Origin of the sequence: Nocardia implantans, from assembly GCF_035544775.1 — a bacterium.
In the GTDB taxonomy this organism is placed as follows: Bacteria; Actinomycetota; Actinomycetes; order Mycobacteriales; family Mycobacteriaceae; genus Nocardia; species Nocardia implantans.
Map to the genome: position 1 here is coordinate 124514 of NZ_JAYKYQ010000011.1, position 17750 is coordinate 142263.

The window sequence follows — 17750 nt, forward strand, 5'->3', positions numbered from 1 at the left end:
AGCGCCCGGCGTGATCAGCGCGAAAGTCCGTGGGCGCGGGCGATGATGCGTTCCATGACGGTGCGGGGCAGTAGGCGGCGGAGGGTGAACATGGCGGGGGCGTTGCTTCCTACCGCGTAGAGGGGTTTGGGGCGGGCGGCTTCGATCGCCTTGACGATCGTGGTGGCTACCTTTTCGGGGGTGATTCCCTTTGACTGGTTTTCGTCGAGTTTCGCCATGAAGGTCGTGAAATCGGCGGTGTGGGGGGAACCTTCGGTGAGGTATTTGGTGCGGCGTTCGCGGAGGCCGGTGTCGATCTGGCCGGGTTCGACGGCGGTGATCCAGACGCCGAAGGGGGATTCCTCGAAGCGGGCGGCGACCGCGAAGCCGCGCAGTGCCGCCTTGGTGGCGACGTAGGAGGACCGGTAGGGCATCGGGAAGCTGGCGAGCATCGAGCCGACCATGACGACGCGGCCGTACCGGCGTTCCCGCATGCCGGGCAGCACCGCTCCGGTCAGGGCGACCGGGCCGAGCACGTTCAGCTGGAACAGTCGCTCGACGGCGTCGGTGGGCAGTTCGGCCAGCGGACCCGCCTGGCTCTCGCCCGCGTTGTTCACCAGCACATCGACGTGGTCCAGACCGGCCGCGAACGTCTCGATCGACGCCGAATCGGTGAGATCCAGCGCCCGGTACTCGACCCCCGGCAGCACGGCGTCCGAACCGATGGAATCGGGATTGCGGCTGGTGCCGATCACGCGATACCCACGCCCGGCCAGCGCGGCTGCGGTGGCCTTCCCGATTCCGGACGACGCACCGGTGACCACAGCGACGCGAGACATAACGCTCCTTTCGACGGCAACATGCTGACGATATCGTCAAGTTCCCGCTTTGTGCTACCCGCAAGTAACTCCTGAGCTTCGCGACGAGTGCGGGGTCCCGGTCCGGCGGCGGTGGGAAACGGGAGTACAACACGTGGTGGCGGCTCGGATATTGCCCATTGAATTCTCCATGGCGGGCTGGAGTCCGAACGGGGCGTCGGCAGGTTCCCGCGGGTGCGGCGCGAGAGTGGCTCGCGGGCCCGTGAGCTGGGCGTACGGGCTCGGGGCCCGATGTGAGAAGCCCACCGCCGCAGCGGAAATCGTTCACCTGTGGGAAATCCGGACGTATGTCGGCGGCCGAACGATGGGGCTAGTGTTGGCCGGCGCGGTGCAGGCCGGAGACGCTGCCGCGCTACCCCCGACGCCGAGGAGATTGTGGTGGTTGTCGATACCGTCCGTGAGGAACAGGCGATCCGTCAGATGACGGAGCGGCTGGTCGAAAACTACACCGAGACATATTCTCCCGAGCATATCGAGAGCGCCGTCGGTGCGGCGCGGCAGAAGTTCGCGGGCCGCCCGGTGCGGCAATTCGTTCCGATTCTGATCGAGCGGGTGGTGCGGCGGGAATTGGAGAAGTCGCCGGAGGCGGAAGTGCAACCCGTCACGGTCCCGCTGGACCAGGAACCGCAGGCCTCCACTCCGGGAAAACTGTCGGAGTTCCGCGAGTTGTGGACCTCGAAGAAGCGTTTCGCTCCGTACGCGCTGGGAGCCGTCGTCATCCTGACGGTTCTCGCCGTGGTTTTCGCCACGCGCCAACCCACTCCCGAGACGCCCGCCGCCGCGCCCGCCGCGCCGCTCACGGTCGTCCACGGTGTGGTCGGCTCGGAGAAGATGCCGTTCTTCCAAGATCCCGAAGTGGTCGACGCGCTAGCGCGCAACGGTGTGCGCGTCGAGGCCGAGCCCGCCGGATCGCGGCAGATCGCCACGTCCATCGATCTCACGAGATTCGATTTCGCCTTCCCGTCCAGTGAGCAGGCGGCCGAGCGAATTCAACGGCAGCGCAACGTGACCGCGAAGTACACGCCGTTCTCCTCGCCGATGGCCATCGCGACGTTCACCCCGATCACCGATCTGCTCACCCGGGCGGGAGCGGTGCGCCCCGGCCAGGTGCCCACCCTGGATCTGCGCCGCTACCTGGAGCTGGTTCGCAACGGCACCCGCTGGGACGAACTGCCCGACAACGCCGCCTATCCGGTGCGCAAGAACATCCTGATCTCCACCACCGACCCGCGCAGCTCCAACTCCGCCGCCATGTACCTGGCCGCGGCGAGCTACGTCGCGAACAACAACACGATCGTGCAGGGGCCCAACGCCGAGCAGGCCGTCCTGCCCGCCGTGTCGCGACTGTTCGTGGGCCAGGGTTACACCGAGAACACCACGGAAGGCCCGTTCAACAACTACCTCGCCACGGGGATGGGTCCCACGCCGTTGGCCTGGATCTACGAGGCGCAGTATGTCGAGGCGACCGTGCGCGGCCAGATCAAGCCAGGGATGACGCTGCTGTACCCGTCACCGACGGTGTTGTCCCGGCACACGCTGGTGCCGTTCGGCGCGACGGGTGACCGGCTCGGTCGGCTGCTGTCCACCGATCCGGAGTTGCAGCGGCTGGCCGCCGAGCACGGCTTCCGCACCAACGACGGCGCCCAGTTCGCGAAGGTCGTCGCCGAACACAACGTCCAGGTGGCCCCCGATCTGCTGGACGTCGTCGCCACCCCGACCTACGACACCCTGGAGCGCCTGCTCGACGGAGTCACCAAGTCCTACAACTGAAACACGGACGCGCTCGCGTTTCGGCGCAGGCGATCCGGGCATCCCTTCCGCATCAGGAACCGGAACGACGGCCGGTATCGCGGCGGGAGGAACAGCAGTGACAGCGGACGAGGGCCCATGGGAGATACCCCCGATCGATGACGCCCCGGATATCGCGCGCGACTCCGCGCCGCCGCCGGGAGCGACGTTGGCCGACGCCAGGAACTGGCCGGGTTACGGGTTGCTGCTGGTCGCCGCGGCGGGCGCGATAGCCGCCGCGGTCCTCGCGGGCTTGGGACTCGGTCGGCTGTCGGTGGTCGCCGCGATCATCACGGTCGTCTTCCTGCTGGTGGGGGTGGGTTTGATCGTGCTGGAGCAGGTGCGGGCCCGCAGGCGCACCGAACAGCCCGCCGAGCGCGCCACCGTGCCGCCGGGGTACTGAGAAACCTCAATCCCGGGGCAGGAAGCCCGACGCGATGAACTCCCGCACGAAGGTGTCCACCACCGTCCGGTCCACTGTGGGGCAGTCCAGGCCCGCGTCCGCGAGCGCGGCGCGGGTGTGCTCGTCGGCCCAGTCGAGATGACCGGCGAGTTCGGCGAAGTTGTGGCTCAGCATGGCCGCGCGCACCAGCGAATCGTCGCCGAGCGCGTCCCGCCGCCGCGCTTCCCTGGCCAGGCCCGCGCGCACCGCGTCCTCCGGCATCGTCGCCACCGGCAACCCGTGCGCGCGCAGACTCGCGAGAATCTCCCCGACCGGTACCGGAGCCCGATTGACCAGGTGATACACAGTTTCCGAGCGCGGGCGAACGGAGATCTCCGCGATGGCGCCCGCCACGTAGCTCACCGGCACCAAGGAGACGGTCGCGTCGCCCACGTCGGGCGCCATGCCGAGCATCGCGGCGGCTCGCACCATGTTCCACAGCGAATCCTGCGGGCTGTTCACGCCGATGTCCGGGCACCCGCAGATGGTGCCAGGCCGGTAGATGGCGATGGGCACGCCCCGCTCGCCTGCCTGGCGGACCAGTTCCTCGGCCGCCCATTTGGACGCGAGGTAGCCGTTGCCGGGCACCTGCCCCGCGCGCAGGCGGACATCCTCGGTGACCACCGGCGAATCCGGCGTCGCGGCGACGGCCGCGCCCATGGTGGAGACCAGATGGAACGGCTTGACCCGCCGCGTCGTCGCCAGCCGCAACAACTCGCGGGTGCCCTCGACGTTGGCTTGCCGCAGCCGCGCGTACGGGTCGACGTGATTGACGCGCGCGCCGTTGTGGTATATCGCGTCGATGCTGTCGGCCAAGCGTTCGTAGTCGGCGGGGTCCAGGCCGAGATGCGGCGCGGTGAGATCGCCCGCGACCACGACGATCCGCTCGGCGGCGGTGGTCCCCGACAGCCGGTAGTGGCTCAGCGCGCCCAGGATGCGGTCGATGCCCTCCTCGGCGTCGGCGGCGCGCACCACGCACCACACCCGGGCCTCGGTGCGATCCAGCAGCGCTTGCAGCAGGTGGACGCCGAGAAAACCGGTCGCGCCGGTCAGCAGGATCTCCTGCGGCGGACCGGTGTGCGCCGGTTCGCATCCGCCGATGCCGATTTCCGGCTCCAGCACGGCGTCGCGTTCCGGTGTCGCGGCCGTGGGCGCGGACCCGCCTGCCAGCCGGGCCGCGAGGCCGCCGACGGTCGGGGCCGCGAGGATCGCCGACATCGGCACGTCCCGGCCGAGCCGCTTCGACAACCGCTGGTGCAACGTGAAGGCGAGCAGCGACGACCCGCCGAGTTCGAAGAAGTCGTCGGCCACCCCGATCGGGGACACCGCGAGCACGTCGGCGAAGACTTCCGCGATCGCGCGCTCCAACGCGGTGCCGGGACGCGCGCCGGTGCGGGCGGCGAACACCGGCTGGGGCAGCGCGGCGCGATCGAGTTTGCCGCTGGTGTTCACCGGGAATGCGTCGAGCGCGAGCACCGCCGAAGGCACCATGTAGCCGGGTAGCACCCGCGCGACCGACTGCCGCACCGCGTCCGGGTCGACGGTGGCCCCCGGCGCGGCGACGACATAGCCGACCAGCCGGTCCCCGGCGTCGGAGCCCTTGACCACCACCGCGGCCCGGCCCACCGCCGGGTCGGCCAGCAAGGCCGCTTCGATCTCGCCGAGTTCGATGCGATGGCCGCGCACCTTCACCTGGAAGTCCGTGCGGCCCAGGTAGTCCAGGGTGCCGGCGCGATTCCATCGCACCAGGTCACCGGTCCGGTACATCCGTTCCCCCGGGTGCAGCGGATCGGCGATGAACCGGGCCGCGGTCAGCCCGGGGGCGCCGTGGTAGCCGCGGGCCAGCTGAACGCCACCCAGATACAGCTCGCCCGCCACGCCCACCGGGACCGGCCGCAAACGGTCGTCGAGCACGTGGCAGCGTGAATTCCATTCCGGCACACCGATGGAAACGCTGGCCGCGGTGCGGTCGGCGGCCGAGACGGCGTGCCGCGTGATGCTCACCGCGGCTTCGGTCGGACCGTACAGATTGTGCAACTCGGCCCCGGACACCGTCGCGAAGGCGCGGGCGGTCTCCGGGGGCAACGCCTCACCGATGACGAAAACGGATCGCAACGAGGACAATTCGTCCGCGGTCGCCTGCTGGGCGAACACGGTGAGCATCGCGGGAACGAAATCGGTGAGCGTCACCCGGTGTGCGGCGATCAGCCGCGCGAGCGCCGCCGGATCGCGATGCTCGTCCGGCCCGGCCAGCACCAGCCGTGCGCCCGCGCGCAACGGCAGGAAATAGCCCCACAACGACACGTCGAAGGTCGCGGGGGTCTTGTGCAGATAGACGTCGGTGGCGTCGACGCCGTATTCCGCCTGCATCCAGGCGAGCTGGTGCACGATCGCCCGATGACTGATCGCCACGCCCTTGGGGCGGCCGGTCGAGCCGGAGGTGTAGATGAGATACGCGGGGTGGTCGGCGTGCCACGGCGTCAGCCGCTCGGCGTCGAGCACGGGTTCCGCGCCGAAACGGTCGAGGTCCATGGCGTCGACGTCGTACGCCGCGACGGCCGTGAAGTCGTCTTCGGCGGTGGTCAGCACGCACCGCGGCTGTGCGGACTCGAGCACGTGCCGGATGCGCTCGGCCGGATGGCCGGGATCGATCGGCACCCAGGCCGCGCCCGCCGCCACGATCGCGTGCAGCGCCACGACCTGCTGGATCGATCGCCGCATCGCCACGGCGACGACGGTCTCCGCGCCGACGCCCTGTTCGATCAGCCAGCGAGCCAGCCGCGCGGACCGCTCGACCAGCCGCGCGTAGGTGATGGTCTCGGACCCGCAGACCACGGCGATCGCGTCGGGCGTCGCCGCGGCTTGCCGCGCCGTCGCGGCGGTGAGCGGCTCGGCTTGCACGCTGTGTTCCGGCCCAGTGCCCCAGGACCGGATCCGCTTGTGCTCGACCGGATCCATGATGTCGATGTCGCCCACCACGGCATCGGGCTCGGCCGCGACCCGGTGCAGGATGCGGATATAACCGTCGAGGAAGCGCTGCACCGTGTGCTCGTCGAACAGGTCGGTGCTGTAGCCGAATCGGATGATGATCTCGCCCGGCTCGCCGTCGTCGTCGCGGGTGTCGACCACACCGATGTGCAGATCGGTTTTCGCCGTGTCGGCGTCCACATCGAGGAACGACACGCTCGGCCCCGACAGGTCGAGGGTGGCCTGCGTGAAGTTCTGGAACGCGAAGCCGACCTGGTAGAGCGGGTGGCGTCCGGGCGAGCGGGTCGGGTCGACCGCGTCGACCACGTGCTCGAACGGCACCTCGGAGTGCGCGAAGTTGACCAGGTCCCGTTCCCTGGTGCGGCGCAGCAGCTCGGTGAAAGTCTCCGCGGGCTCGATCCTGGTGCGGGAGACGGTGGTGTTGACGAACATGCCGACGACGTCCGCGAGCGCGGGCTCGGCCCGGTTGGTCATCGGCACGCCGATCGCGATGTCGTGGCTTCCGGACAGGCGCGCCAGCAGCACGGCGAGCGCCGAGCGCATCACCATGAACAGCGTCGACCGGTGGGCGCGCGCGACGGTGAGCAGGTCGCGGTGCAGACTCGCCCGCGCCGACCGCTGGGTGGCCGAGCCGCGCAGTGTGGCCACCGGCGGGCGCGGCCGGTCGGCGGGCAGATCGAGTTCGTCGGGCAGACCGGCCAGCTCGCCGGTCCAGTACGCCAGCTGCCGAGACAACAGGGAATCGGGGTCGTCGCGGGAACCGAGCAGATCCTGCTGCCACAGGGCGTAGTCGGCGTACTGCACATCCGGTGGCCGCCAGGCCGGTGCGGCGCCCGCGCTGCGTGCGGCGTAGGCCATCGCCACATCGCGGGCCAGCGGCGCCAAGGAGGACCCGTCGGCGCAGATGTGGTGCAGCGCGCAGACCAGGACGTATTCGGTGGGGGTGCGCAGCAGCCGCACGCGCAGCGGCACCTCGGCCGACACGTCGAACCCGTGGCGCAGGATCGCGCGCACCCGGTCGGGAACCGCGTCGTCGGACAGTTCCTCGACCGCGAAATCACCGACCACGTGCTCGGTGTCGAGAATCAGCTGCCGCGGGCCGGTCGCGTCGGCCGGATACTTGGTGCGCAGCGCCTCGTGCCGCTCGACGGTATCGGCGAAGGCCGCGCGCAAGGCGGGAATGTCCAGTTCCGACAGTCGCAGCGCGAAGCCGATGTTGTCCACCGAGGACATGGTGTCGAACTGGTTGCGCAGCCAGAATCGCAGTTGGGCGGGCGAGAGCGGGATGCGCTGCGGCCGGGTTCGCGCGCGCAGCACCGGGCGCGCGGTGTCGAATTGCTGCGAGCGGATGGCTTGGGCCAGGCCTGCGACCGTCGGATGGTCGAACACCAGCCGGGGCGGGATGCGCAGCCGCCATGTTTCGCTCAGGCGCGCGGCCACCTGGGTCGCCAGCAGCGAGTTGCCACCCGCGGCGAAGAAATCGGCGTCGGCGCTGAACCGCTCCCGGCCCAGCACGCGTGCGAAGACTTCGGCGACCGTCTCCTCGCCGAGGTCGACGGCGGGCCGATAGTCGGGCTCGTCCAGGGCGCGCACGCGCAGGGCGGGCCGATCGGCCTTGCCCGTCGGGGTGCGCGGGATTCGTTCCACGACCGTGATGGTGTTGGGCACCATGTATTTCGGCAGCAGCGCGGCCAGCGCGTCGGCCAGAGTGGCGGGATCAGGGACATGGCCCGGTTCGGGCTGGACGAAGGAGGCCAGCGTGGTCTCGCCCGTGGCGGTCTTGCGGTCGACGGTCACGGCCAGCAGGATGCCGGGCTGGGTCGACAGGATGGCGTCGATCTCGCCGAGTTCGATCCGGAAGCCCCTGATCTTGACCTGGTCGTCGGCGCGGCCGAAATAGTCCAGCTCACCGGAGGTCGTGCGCCGGACGAGATCGCCGGTGCGGTACATCCGGGACCCGGGCGGCCCGAATGGGTCGGCGAGAAACCGCTGCCCGGTCAGACCGGGGCGGCCGTGGTAACCCCTGGCCACTCCCGGCCCGGACACATACAGCTCGCCGACGACACCGACGCCGACCGGGCGCAGCCGGTGATCGAGGACCTGGCAGCGCATGCCGGGCACGGCCGATCCGATCGTGACCGGTGCGTCCGGTCCCAAGGCCGGGCTCAGCGTCGCCACGATGGTGGATTCCGTTGGGCCGTAAGCATTGTGAAACAGTCGGTCGTCGGCCGCCCAGTGCCGCGGCAACATCGGCGGGCACGGCTCGCCGCCGACGATGACCGAACGCAGGGCGGGCAATCCGTCCGGCTCGATCGTGGCCAGCGCGGACGGGGTGAGGAACGCGTGGGTGATGGATTGCCGCGCGAGCAATTCCACCAACGCCGTGCCGCCGTACAGGGTCGGCGGGGCGATCACCAGCGTGGCGGCGCGGGAGATCGCGAGCAACAACTCCAGCACCGAGGCGTCGAAACTCGGCGACGCGAAATGCAGCACCCGCGCGTCTTCGTCCAGCGCGTGGCGCGCGGCCAGTTCGGCGCACAGCGGGGCGAGCCCGGCATGAGTGACGGCAACGCCTTTGGGCCGTCCGGTCGATCCCGATGTGTAGATCACGTAGGCCGTGTGGGCGGGGCGAAGTCGAGCGGGCCGCTCGAAGTACGCGATCGGACCCGCGGGGTTCGACGCCACCTGCGCGATGAAATCGGCGTCGTCCAGCGCGAACCAGCGCACGTCGGCCGGCAGCGTCGCCGCGTGTGCGGTCCGGGTCAGACCGAGCGCGGCGCCGCTGTCGGCGACCTGGAAACGTATGCGCGACAAGGGAAGTGCCGGATCGATAGGCACGAACGCGGCGCCGGTCTTCGCGATCGCCCACACGGCGAGCACCGAATCGAGCGAGCGCGCCACCGCCACCGCCACCGCCGTTTCGGGCCTCGCACCCGCCGCGATCAGCGTGCGGGCCAGCCGGGACGACCGGGCGTCGAGGTCGCGATAGGTGATCTCACCGTCCTCGCAGACCACCGCGACGCCGTCGGGATTGTGCTCCGCGGCGGCGGTCAGCAGCGCGGCGAACGTCGGTGCGGCCGACTCCGTCGATCTGCGGCGACGGCCGTTCCGGGCGGGTGGACGAGTATCCCGGATGCCGCTGGTCATGTGATCGTCCCGTTCCGCGTGGCAGTAAACGGCCAGATGCTATAGCCGCACGGCGGGATTCCTCACCGATGAGAAGGCGATACCGCTCCGGTCACCGGCGGCGTGCACGGCGACGCCGTCCAGCACGGCAGCGAGCCCGACGCTGTTGGGCGTGTCACCAACGGTCGCAATGGGTTTCGAGCCCGGCCGCAAGGGATGCCCGCGCAGGCATGGTCGCAGGGCCGGCGCCGGCGACAGGCTGTCGGTACGAACCCGCCGCCGTGGGTGCTGGAGCTGCCCGGCACCGGCATCGTGCTGGTCGTCGACGGAAGCGTGACTGCCGCACCTGTGGCTCGGCGACTGGCAATCCACGCTCGATATCGTCAGCGCCCGGTTCTGCGTGCCGGGCGGTCCGAACCGAAGGCGCGCCGGTCGCGGATCGGTTCGGCGACCCGCTCGGCGTGATGGTGATCGACGCCGCGGGCCGGCCGTGCCGCGCGGGATCGGGGCTCCGCCGGTCGAGGCCCTGACTCGCAACCTGCGTCTGGTGCCGGCCGCCCGCGCCGATCAGCGGGTGCCGTGCCCCTGGCAGGCGGTCATGGCGGTGTTCTTGGTGGCGTTGAACCGGTCGATCGCCGCGTTCAGGGTGTCGGTGTCGGCGCGGCGGGCGAGCGTGTCGGCCAAGGCGTTGGTGTCGTCGCGGTAGGCGCGCAGCGGGGTGGCGACCACGGACGGCACTTCTCTGGTCACGCTCTGGTCCACCGAGCGCGCGTTGTTGCGCAGCGTGGTGACCGCGGTGTCGGCTTTGCCGTTCGTATCGGGGTCGCCGCGGCCCTTCGTGTTGCTGGCATCGATGTAGTCGTTGAACGCCCGCACGGAGCTGCCGTTCGCGGCCAGGAAGGCGTCACAGGCCGATCCGGTGGCGCGTTCGGCTGCGGCGGCCCGGGACGACGAGGCGGCGGCCGAGGAGGAGGTGGCCTCCGAGGCGTAGGCGGCCAGATCGGTCCGGTTGACCTCCGCCGTGCCGGAGATCTGCTGTGCGCATGCGCCGATGGTCAGCGCGCCCGCCGCGGCGGCCGTCGCGGCCGCCAGCAGGCCCGCGCGTTCGAGTCGTCGCATGATCGGTCCCTCGCTCCCCTCGGAAGTCCGGCCGGGACGGATGAACGGAGCCGGACGATCCGACCGTACGTCGCGCGGGCTCACCGCGCGGGCCCGAGCCGATATCGATGGACAACCGATATCGGCGCGGGGCCACGGGTCAGCTCTGGCCGAGCATGGCCCGCATCTGGTTGATCTCGGCCCGCTGAGCGGCGATGATCCGCTCGGCGAGCGCCTTGGCGTCGGCGTTCTCACCCTGGGCCAGCTCGGTCTCGGCCATGGTGATCGCGCCCGCGTGGTGCTCGATCATCATGGTCAGCCACTGGCGGTCGAAGTCGGGACCTGATGCCGCGCCCAGCGCCGCCATCTGTTCGGCGGACATCATGCCGGGCATGTCATGGCCGCCGTGCCCCTCGGTCGCGGTGGGCGCCGGTTGGCCGAAGCTCTGCAAAAGGGTGGTGATCTGCTGCATCTCCGGCGCCTGTGCTTGCTCGATCTGAGTGGCGAGCGCCCGCAACTGCTGGTTGTCGGTATGGCTCGGCACCAGCCGCGCCATTTCCACGGCTTGAGCGTGATGCGGGTACATCATCTGCAGGAACATCACGTCGGCGTCGTTGTGCTCGGCGTGGGCGGGCGTGGTCGTGACGGCCGACGTGGTGGTCGATGGACCGTGCTCGGTGGTGTGTCCGGTGTCGGCGTCGCCGCATCCGGCGAGGCTCACCGCGGCCACGGCGGCGAGCGCGAGGGCCGATCGGGTGCGAGTGATGAACATGGGTCGCTCCTTGCGAAGTGCGGAAGTCTGAGGATGGAGTGGACAGCGCCGCCACCGTGGTTCGGACACACGGCGGCGGCGGACCTGTCAGATCCGCAGAATCGCCAGTTCGGCCAAGGTGAGCACGGTCCATGGCGGCGGCCGTTCCCGCCGCGCCCGCCAGTGCCGCGGGCGCGCCGCGCCACCACCGGGACGATCGACCGCCAACCGGAGAAGCAGCACCAACGCGGCCGATGCGATCGAAGCGACCAAGATGAACACACAGCCGTGCAGTGCGCTGTGCGCGCCGTCGCACCCGCCGTCCGCGCAGGGGGAGATCTTCGCCGTGACGGTCGCCCAGACGGCTTGCGGAGACGAGTCGCCGGAAGTCGCCATCGGCGCGCCGGAGACTTCCTGGTTGTCGCGGTGCGCCCGAGCCTGCGGCGGTAGCGGGTCGCGGGCGGTCGCAGCGGTGCCTGCGGGTGCCTGTGGGCCGTGTGGTGGCAGCGCGTTGTGGGCGGTTGTGGCGTTGTGCGTTGCCGACGGCGGGTTGCGCGGCGGAAGTGGGTCGTGGGCGGTCGCGGCGTCGTCCGTGTGTGGTGGGAGTGGGTTGTGGTCGATTGCGGCGTTGCCCGTGGGCGGCAGTGTCGCGTGCCGATGAGGTGAGCCGGACGCATGCCCTGCGGCGGACGCGGCGACAGTTGGTCCGCCGGGTGCCGCTACGGAAGTGGGCGCGAGGGCGGTGTGTGCGCCTGCCGTGTGGCCGGGAAGTCCGAAGACCGCCGAGTGCATCGCGACGACCCCGGCGAGCAACGCCAGCATCCCGAGGACCCGGGCGAGCCCGGCGGCGGGAAGTACGGTGCGTTCGACCACGAGCACCGAGTCTACCCGTGGGTATACCCGTTGGCGGTACGGGTATTTAGTCAGCGATATCGACGACCAACCGTGTCGGGTTGGAGAGGGTGGTGACGGTGAAGGCGGGCCGGTCGGACTGCACGCCGATGAACGACTGCGTCACGCCCTCGAAGACCGTGGTCCGGTAGACGCCCGCGATGCCGGGGACCGCCGGATCGACGGCGGGGTCGGGGCCCTCGTACGGCGTCACGCCACTGTCGAAGGGGTACGCCGAGCCGAGGATGCGTACTTCCAGGATCGATCGGCCCGCCACGTCCACGGGATTGCCGCTGGCGTCCTGCACCGCGCGGTCGGTGTAGCGGACGATCCAGCCGGGCGTGCCGACCCCGCCCAACTCGTAGACCACGCGATCGAAGCCGGGCTGACGCCCCAAGCGGACGTCGGTCACCGTGAGCGCGGCGTCGCCGGAAGGCTTACCCTCCTTCGGTGCGGCGTCCCCGGTGGCGGGCGCCTGCGCGACCTCCGCGGGCGTAGCGGTGGTCGGCGCGGCCGGAAGACCCGGTGCCGACTCGTCCTCCCCGCAGCCCGCGAGCAGTGCCGTCGCGACCGCGACCATGAGCACCATCCTGTTGCGCATGGCCCGATGCTACTCAGCGGAAGGCCGCGAACGGCGCAACCGGAGAGCGTTGCGGGGCATTCGCCAAAGATTGTCGGTGCCCTCCGCGCGTGGGCGGGAACCGGTGCACCTCGAGTGATCGGCTGTCCAGGCCGGTCAATCGCCAACTGATTGCCATGGCAGGTGAAAGTCCTACCGTCGCCAGTGGAGTGATCATCGGCGGGGGTCGCCCCCGCCGAGAGCGAGTGGATCGGCGCTTCGGATGAATATTGTGTCCCTCTGCGAGCCAAAGGCTTCGGTAGAGCCGCGGTGTGGCCCACACGTCCGTCCGCCGCCGCTCCAGTGCATGGAACGCACCAGGCTGCGGCGGAACCCGTGGCTACCGGGCAGGTCTCCAGGTATACCGAGCGCGTCGATCGAACTTTCGGTGCTCTCCGGGAATCCGGAAGCACGGGCCGCGCGACCGGTGCCGCGCTCCTGCCGTCGAATATCTGTGACCTCGGTTGTCGAACTCGGAATCATTCTTCCCCGTTGTCACGAGGTCGTTCGATTCGCCCGCGAAACCCCTTGCCGCGACGTACTTCCGCGCCCTATCGACCGTGCCGAGAATTCGGCGAGATCGATAGGGCGGGGTGGCCGCAAGTATTCGGCAACGATCTAGCACACTTGAGGTGTGGGAAATGTCGAGGACGTACTTGGCCGGTTGCGGCGGTATCCGGACGTGGAGGCGCTGAACCTCTACGCCGTGGACGCCGCTGACCGGCTGATCCTCGACGTCGCAGCCGACGCCCTCGCGACTGCCGATAGCGGGAAAGTAGCCATTATCGGTGACGCTTATGGCGCACTGACCCTCGGCGCCATCGCGGGGCACGATCTGCGCGACGTCCGGGTGCATCAGGACTTGCTCACCGGCGAACTCGCCCTGGCCAACAACGCCCGCGCGGCCGGCTTGTCGGATCGCTACACGGCACATCCGCTCGGCCCCGGATTGCTGCGTGATGCCCGGGTGGTGCTGCTTCGCCTGCCCCGGATGCTGGCCGGGCTGGCCGAGATCGCCGACGCCATCGCGCGCTACGCGGATCCGGCGGTGGAGGTGTTCGCGGGCGGCCGGGACAAGTATCTGACCAAGTCGATGAACGATGTTCTCGCGCAATCGTTCTCCGAGGTGCGGGCCAGCCGTGGCAGGCAGAAGTCGCGGACCTTGCTCGTGGCGGGACCGAAACCCGTCGCCGAACGGCCGTTCCCCGTGCGCGATCGGCTGGAGGAACTCGGTCTCGACGTGGTCGCGCACGGCGCCGCGTTCTCCGGAGCGCGCCTGGACATCGGCACCAGGTTCCTGCTCGAGCATCTGAAACTCATGAAGCCGGACGCGCGCGACGCCATCGATCTCGGCTGCGGCACCGGCATCCTCGCCGTCGCGCTGGCCACGGCGCGGCCGGGCATCAAGGTGATCGCCACCGATCAGTCCGCCGCCGCGGTCGCCTCGGCGCGGGCCACCACCGAGGCGAACGGCGTCGCCGACCGGGTGTGCGTTGTGCGCGACGACGCCATGTCCTCGGCCGCGGACAACAGCGCGGATCTCGTCCTGTGCAATCCGCCGTTCCATATCGGCGCCGCGGTGCACACCGGATCGGCGATCAAGATGTTCGCCGAGACCGGGCGGGTGTTGCGGCCCGGCGGTGAGCTGTGGACGGTGTACAACTCGCATCTGAACTATCGAGCGGTGGTCGAACGGATGGTGGGCCGGACCGATGTGATGGGCCGGAACCGGAAATTCACCGTCACTCGGTCGGTGCGTGGTCTGCACGACCCACGACAGCGGTAGAGTCCGATTTGTCCGGCTCTGTGCGACTCCCCGGGAACTCGCGACGGATGACAAACGTTGGACAGGGCAGTTGGATATCGAGTGAACCACTCGATGAACAGCGGCAACGACTCCAGAAAGGGACGCCGTTCACATGCGTACCACGAGCAATCCGGTTTTCAGGAACCTGCCAAGGCAGGAGGGCGGTGGATACGCCAGCTTCGGTTCCGGCGTGACTTCCGCGGGCCAGTTCGGCAACCAGTACGGCCAGTACCCGCAGCAGTACGGCCAGTATCCGCAGCCCTACCAGCAGGCTCCCCCCACCACCAGGTCGATGACCATCGACGACGTGGTGACGAAGACGGGCATCACCCTCGCGGTGCTCGCACTGTCCGCCATCGTCTCCTACGGCCTCACCAACGCGAACACCTCGCTCGCGCCGCTGTTCGTGATCGGCGGCGGCCTGGTCGGCCTGGTGCTCGTGCTGATCGCGACCTTCGCGAACAAGATGGACAACCCGGCGATCGTGCTGTCCTACGCCGTGGCCGAGGGCCTTTTCCTCGGCGCGCTGTCGTTCATGTTCACCAATATCGAGTTCGGCGGGGTCGGCGGTAGCGCGCTGATCGGCCAGGCGGTGCTGGGCACCTTCGGTGTCTTCGCGGGCATGCTGGTGGTCTACAAGACCGGCGCCATCCGCGTCACGCCGCGATTCACCAGGATCATCGTCGGCGCCATGATCGGCATCCTGGTCCTGATGCTGGGCAACCTGGTCGCCAGCTTCTTCATCGACGGCGGCCTCGGCCTGCGGGACGGCGGCCCGCTGGCGATCGTGTTCAGCCTGGTGGTCATCGCCATCGCCGCGTTCAGCTTCCTGCTCGACTTCGACGCCGCCGATCAGCTGATCCGCGCGCAGGCTCCGGAGCGGGCGGCCTGGGGCGTCGCCCTCGGCCTCACCGTCACCCTGGTCTGGCTGTACGTCGAGATCCTGCGGCTGCTGAGCTACTTCCAGAACGACTAGCCATACGACGAAGGGGCGGTCGCCGGGATGTCCGGCGACCGCCCCTTCGTGTGTGGGTCAGCTCAAACGTTCGATGACCATCGCCATGCCCTGGCCGCCGCCGACGCACATGGTCTCCAGACCGAACTGCTTGTCGTGGGTCTGCAGGTTGTTGATCAGCGTGGTGGTGATGCGGGCGCCGGTCATGCCGAACGGGTGGCCCAGGGCGATCGCGCCGCCGGAAACGTTCAGCTTGTCCTCATCGATCTTCAGCTCCCGCGCCGAGCCGAGCACCTGCACCGCGAACGCTTCGTTGATCTCGACCAGGTCGATGTCGTCGATGGTCTTGCCCGCCAGCGCCAGCGCCCGCTTGCACGCCTCGATCGGGCCCAGGCCCATGATCTCCGGCGACAGACCGGACACACCGGTGGATACGATCCGCGCCAGCGGCGTCAAACCGAGTTCCTTGGCCTTGGTGTCGGACATGATCACCAAAGCGGCGGCGCCGTCGTTGAGCGGACAACAGTTGCCGGCGGTTACGGTGCCGTCCGGGCGGAACACCGGCTTCAGCGCCGAGACCGCCTCGTAGGTGACCCCGGCGCGCGGGCCGTCGTCCTTGCTGACCACGGTGCCATCCGGCAGCGTCACCGGGGTGATCTCGCGTTCGAAGAAACCGTTCTTGATCGCTTCCTCGGCGCGGTTCTGCGAACGCACGCCCCAGCGGTCCTGATCCTCGCGGGTGATCCCGGTGGAGGTCGCCACGTTCTCGGCGGTCTGGCCCATCGCGATGTAGACATCCGGGATCAGGCCGTCCTCACGCGGATCGTGCCAGATACCCGCGCCGCCCTCTGCGGTCTTCGCGGTACGCGCCTGCGCCTCGGCGAACAGCGGGTTCTGCGTATTGGGCCAGCTGTCGGCCGACCCGTTCACATACCGCGACACCGTCTCCACACCGGCGGAGATGAACACATCACCCTCACCGGCCTTGATCGCGTGGAAGGCCATCCGGGTGGACTGCAGCGAGGAGGCGCAGTAGCGGTGCACGGTGGTGCCGGGCACGAAGTCGTAACCGAGCTGCACGGCGACGACGCGGGCGATGTTGAAGCCCTGCTCACCGCCCGGCGAGCCGCAGCCCAGGATCAGGTCATCGATCTGGGCGGGGTCCAGGGCAGGCACCTTGTCGAGCGCTGCCCGCACAATCTGCGTGGTCAGATCGTCGGGCCGCATATCGACCAGCGAACCCTTACGGGCCCGGCCGATCGGAGAGCGCGCGGTCGAAACGATGACGGCCTCAGGCATGAGGACTCCTTGGGTCGGACGGTTCTGGCGAACCCTTGTTACTCGCGGGTTCTTACCGAATCTACGTCCCGTCGCCGAGTACCGGAAGCGCCCGTCCCACCCAGCGCTTCCAGCAGCACCGGGAGCAATTGCCCGGCGGCCAGCTCGTATCCCGCGGCCGACGGGTGGAAACCGTCGGCGGCGAACAACAGCTCCGGTGCGGCGCGGAACTCGGGAGCGAGCAGGTAGCCCATGCGCACGGGGTGCCCTCCCGCGACCGTCGTCGCGACATCCTGCGCCTTGGCCAGCCGCACGCTCCAGTTCTGCACCACGGTGCGCAGCGGCTGCGGGATGGCCGCGACGGTGCCCAGATTCGGGCAGGTGCCGACCACCACCACCGCGTCCGCACGGCGCAAACGGGCCACCGCGGCGGCGAGCCTGCGCGCGGAGGCACGGATCGAGTGCTTCTTGGTGACGTCGTTGGCGCCGACGAGGATGACCGCGGCATCCGGCGGCGGACCCGCGACGAACATCGCGTCCACCTGCCCGGCCAGGCCCTTGGAAGTGGCGCCGGAGATCGCTTTCGTGCTCAGGCGGATCCGCTGCCCGGTCGCATCGGCGAGTCCCCGGGCCAGGCGCACCCCCGGCACCTCGTCGGCCACGGTGCAGCCGAGGCCCGCCGCGGTGGAATCGCCGAAGATCATCAGATGCAGATCGGCCTGCTTGCCCGCACGCCACGGCTCGGGCTCCGCGCAGCCCGGGGTGTAGATACCGTCCGCTTCGGGTGGCTTCGAAGTGTCCCTGCCGATCACTCCACGCGCTACACCCGCCTGCGCCATGAGCAGGCGGTAGGTCGCCCACCAAGCGGTCCCAGCGCCGGAGCCGGCGAGTACGGCCGCGGCCCCGGTCAGCGCGGCCGTGCGCCAGGGAAACCGAGATGCGCTCACGCCAGGAATTTTACGAGAATCCACCGAGTCGACCAGCGGCGAACGAGCGGGACCGGCAACGGCCCGTGCCGGCTCCAGCGGACGCGGCGACGGACACCACACCGCCGCCTGGGGAGCGTGGCCGGAAGTCGCCAGGATCGCTCACCCGTGCCCGGGTCCGTGCTTCGACGGGCCGGAGTCCGAACGTGCGTCCCGTCCGCAGG

12 protein-coding genes are annotated in these 17750 nt (G+C 69.7%); 4 read left to right on the forward strand and 8 right to left on the reverse strand.

Annotated elements, in window-relative coordinates; all coding sequences use genetic code 11:
- Positions 1-14 precede the first annotated feature (14 nt).
- Positions 15-818 (reverse strand): SDR family oxidoreductase, encoded by an 804-nt coding sequence (locus tag U3653_RS25280; protein WP_195082512.1) that lies wholly within the window; start codon positions 816-818, stop codon positions 15-17.
- 417 nt (positions 819-1235) lie between these two features.
- On the opposite strand from U3653_RS25280, the gene U3653_RS25285 reads away from it, so the two are divergent.
- Positions 1236-2627, forward strand: a complete 1392-nt coding sequence (locus U3653_RS25285; RefSeq protein WP_323124598.1) for a three-helix bundle dimerization domain-containing protein — start codon at positions 1236-1238, stop codon at positions 2625-2627.
- Positions 2628-2724: 97 nt separating this feature from the next.
- Positions 2725-3048, forward strand: a complete 324-nt coding sequence (locus U3653_RS25290) for a hypothetical protein (RefSeq protein ID WP_195082514.1) — start codon at positions 2725-2727, stop codon at positions 3046-3048.
- A gap of 6 nt (positions 3049-3054) precedes the next feature.
- Here U3653_RS25290 and U3653_RS25295 read toward each other — a convergent pair whose 3' ends face one another.
- The 5 genes from U3653_RS25295 to U3653_RS25315 form a co-directional block, all read right to left on the reverse strand.
- Positions 3055-9222, reverse strand: coding sequence for a non-ribosomal peptide synthetase (locus U3653_RS25295; protein ID WP_195082515.1), 6168 nt, complete (start codon positions 9220-9222; stop codon positions 3055-3057).
- Positions 9223-9768: 546 nt separating this feature from the next.
- Positions 9769-10320, reverse strand: coding sequence for an Rv2240c family protein (locus tag U3653_RS25300; RefSeq protein ID WP_195082516.1), 552 nt, complete (start codon positions 10318-10320; stop codon positions 9769-9771).
- Positions 10321-10459: 139 nt separating this feature from the next.
- Positions 10460-11071, reverse strand: a complete 612-nt coding sequence (locus U3653_RS25305; RefSeq protein WP_195082517.1) for a DUF305 domain-containing protein — start codon at positions 11069-11071, stop codon at positions 10460-10462.
- A gap of 87 nt (positions 11072-11158) precedes the next feature.
- Positions 11159-11923 carry a hypothetical protein gene (locus tag U3653_RS25310; RefSeq protein ID WP_195082518.1) on the reverse strand — a complete coding sequence of 255 codons (765 nt, stop codon included), beginning with the start codon at positions 11921-11923 and terminating at the stop codon, positions 11159-11161.
- 46 nt (positions 11924-11969) lie between these two features.
- Entirely contained in the window at positions 11970-12542 is a 573-nt protein-coding gene (locus U3653_RS25315) for an AMIN-like domain-containing (lipo)protein (RefSeq protein WP_195082519.1), read from the reverse strand.
- 652 nt (positions 12543-13194) lie between these two features.
- Here U3653_RS25315 and U3653_RS25320 point away from each other — a divergent pair.
- Together U3653_RS25320 and U3653_RS25325 are read left to right on the forward strand one after the other, a co-directional pair.
- A complete protein-coding gene (locus U3653_RS25320) occupies positions 13195-14346 on the forward strand; it encodes a class I SAM-dependent methyltransferase (protein WP_195082520.1) in 1152 nt (383 codons plus the stop codon).
- Between the two features lie 133 nt (positions 14347-14479).
- On the forward strand, positions 14480-15343 hold the full coding sequence (locus tag U3653_RS25325) for a Bax inhibitor-1/YccA family protein (protein WP_067809325.1): 864 nt from the start codon (positions 14480-14482) through the stop codon (positions 15341-15343).
- Between the two features lie 57 nt (positions 15344-15400).
- Here the strand turns inward: U3653_RS25325 and U3653_RS25330 are convergent, their stop codons facing one another.
- Both U3653_RS25330 and U3653_RS25335 read right to left on the reverse strand, forming a co-directional pair.
- On the reverse strand, positions 15401-16621 hold the full coding sequence (locus U3653_RS25330) for an acetyl-CoA C-acetyltransferase (RefSeq protein WP_195082521.1): 1221 nt from the start codon (positions 16619-16621) through the stop codon (positions 15401-15403).
- A 38-nt stretch (positions 16622-16659) separates the two neighbouring features.
- On the reverse strand, positions 16660-17547 hold the full coding sequence (locus U3653_RS25335) for an SGNH/GDSL hydrolase family protein (protein WP_195082522.1): 888 nt from the start codon (positions 17545-17547) through the stop codon (positions 16660-16662).
- Between the last annotated feature and the right edge of the window lie 203 nt (positions 17548-17750).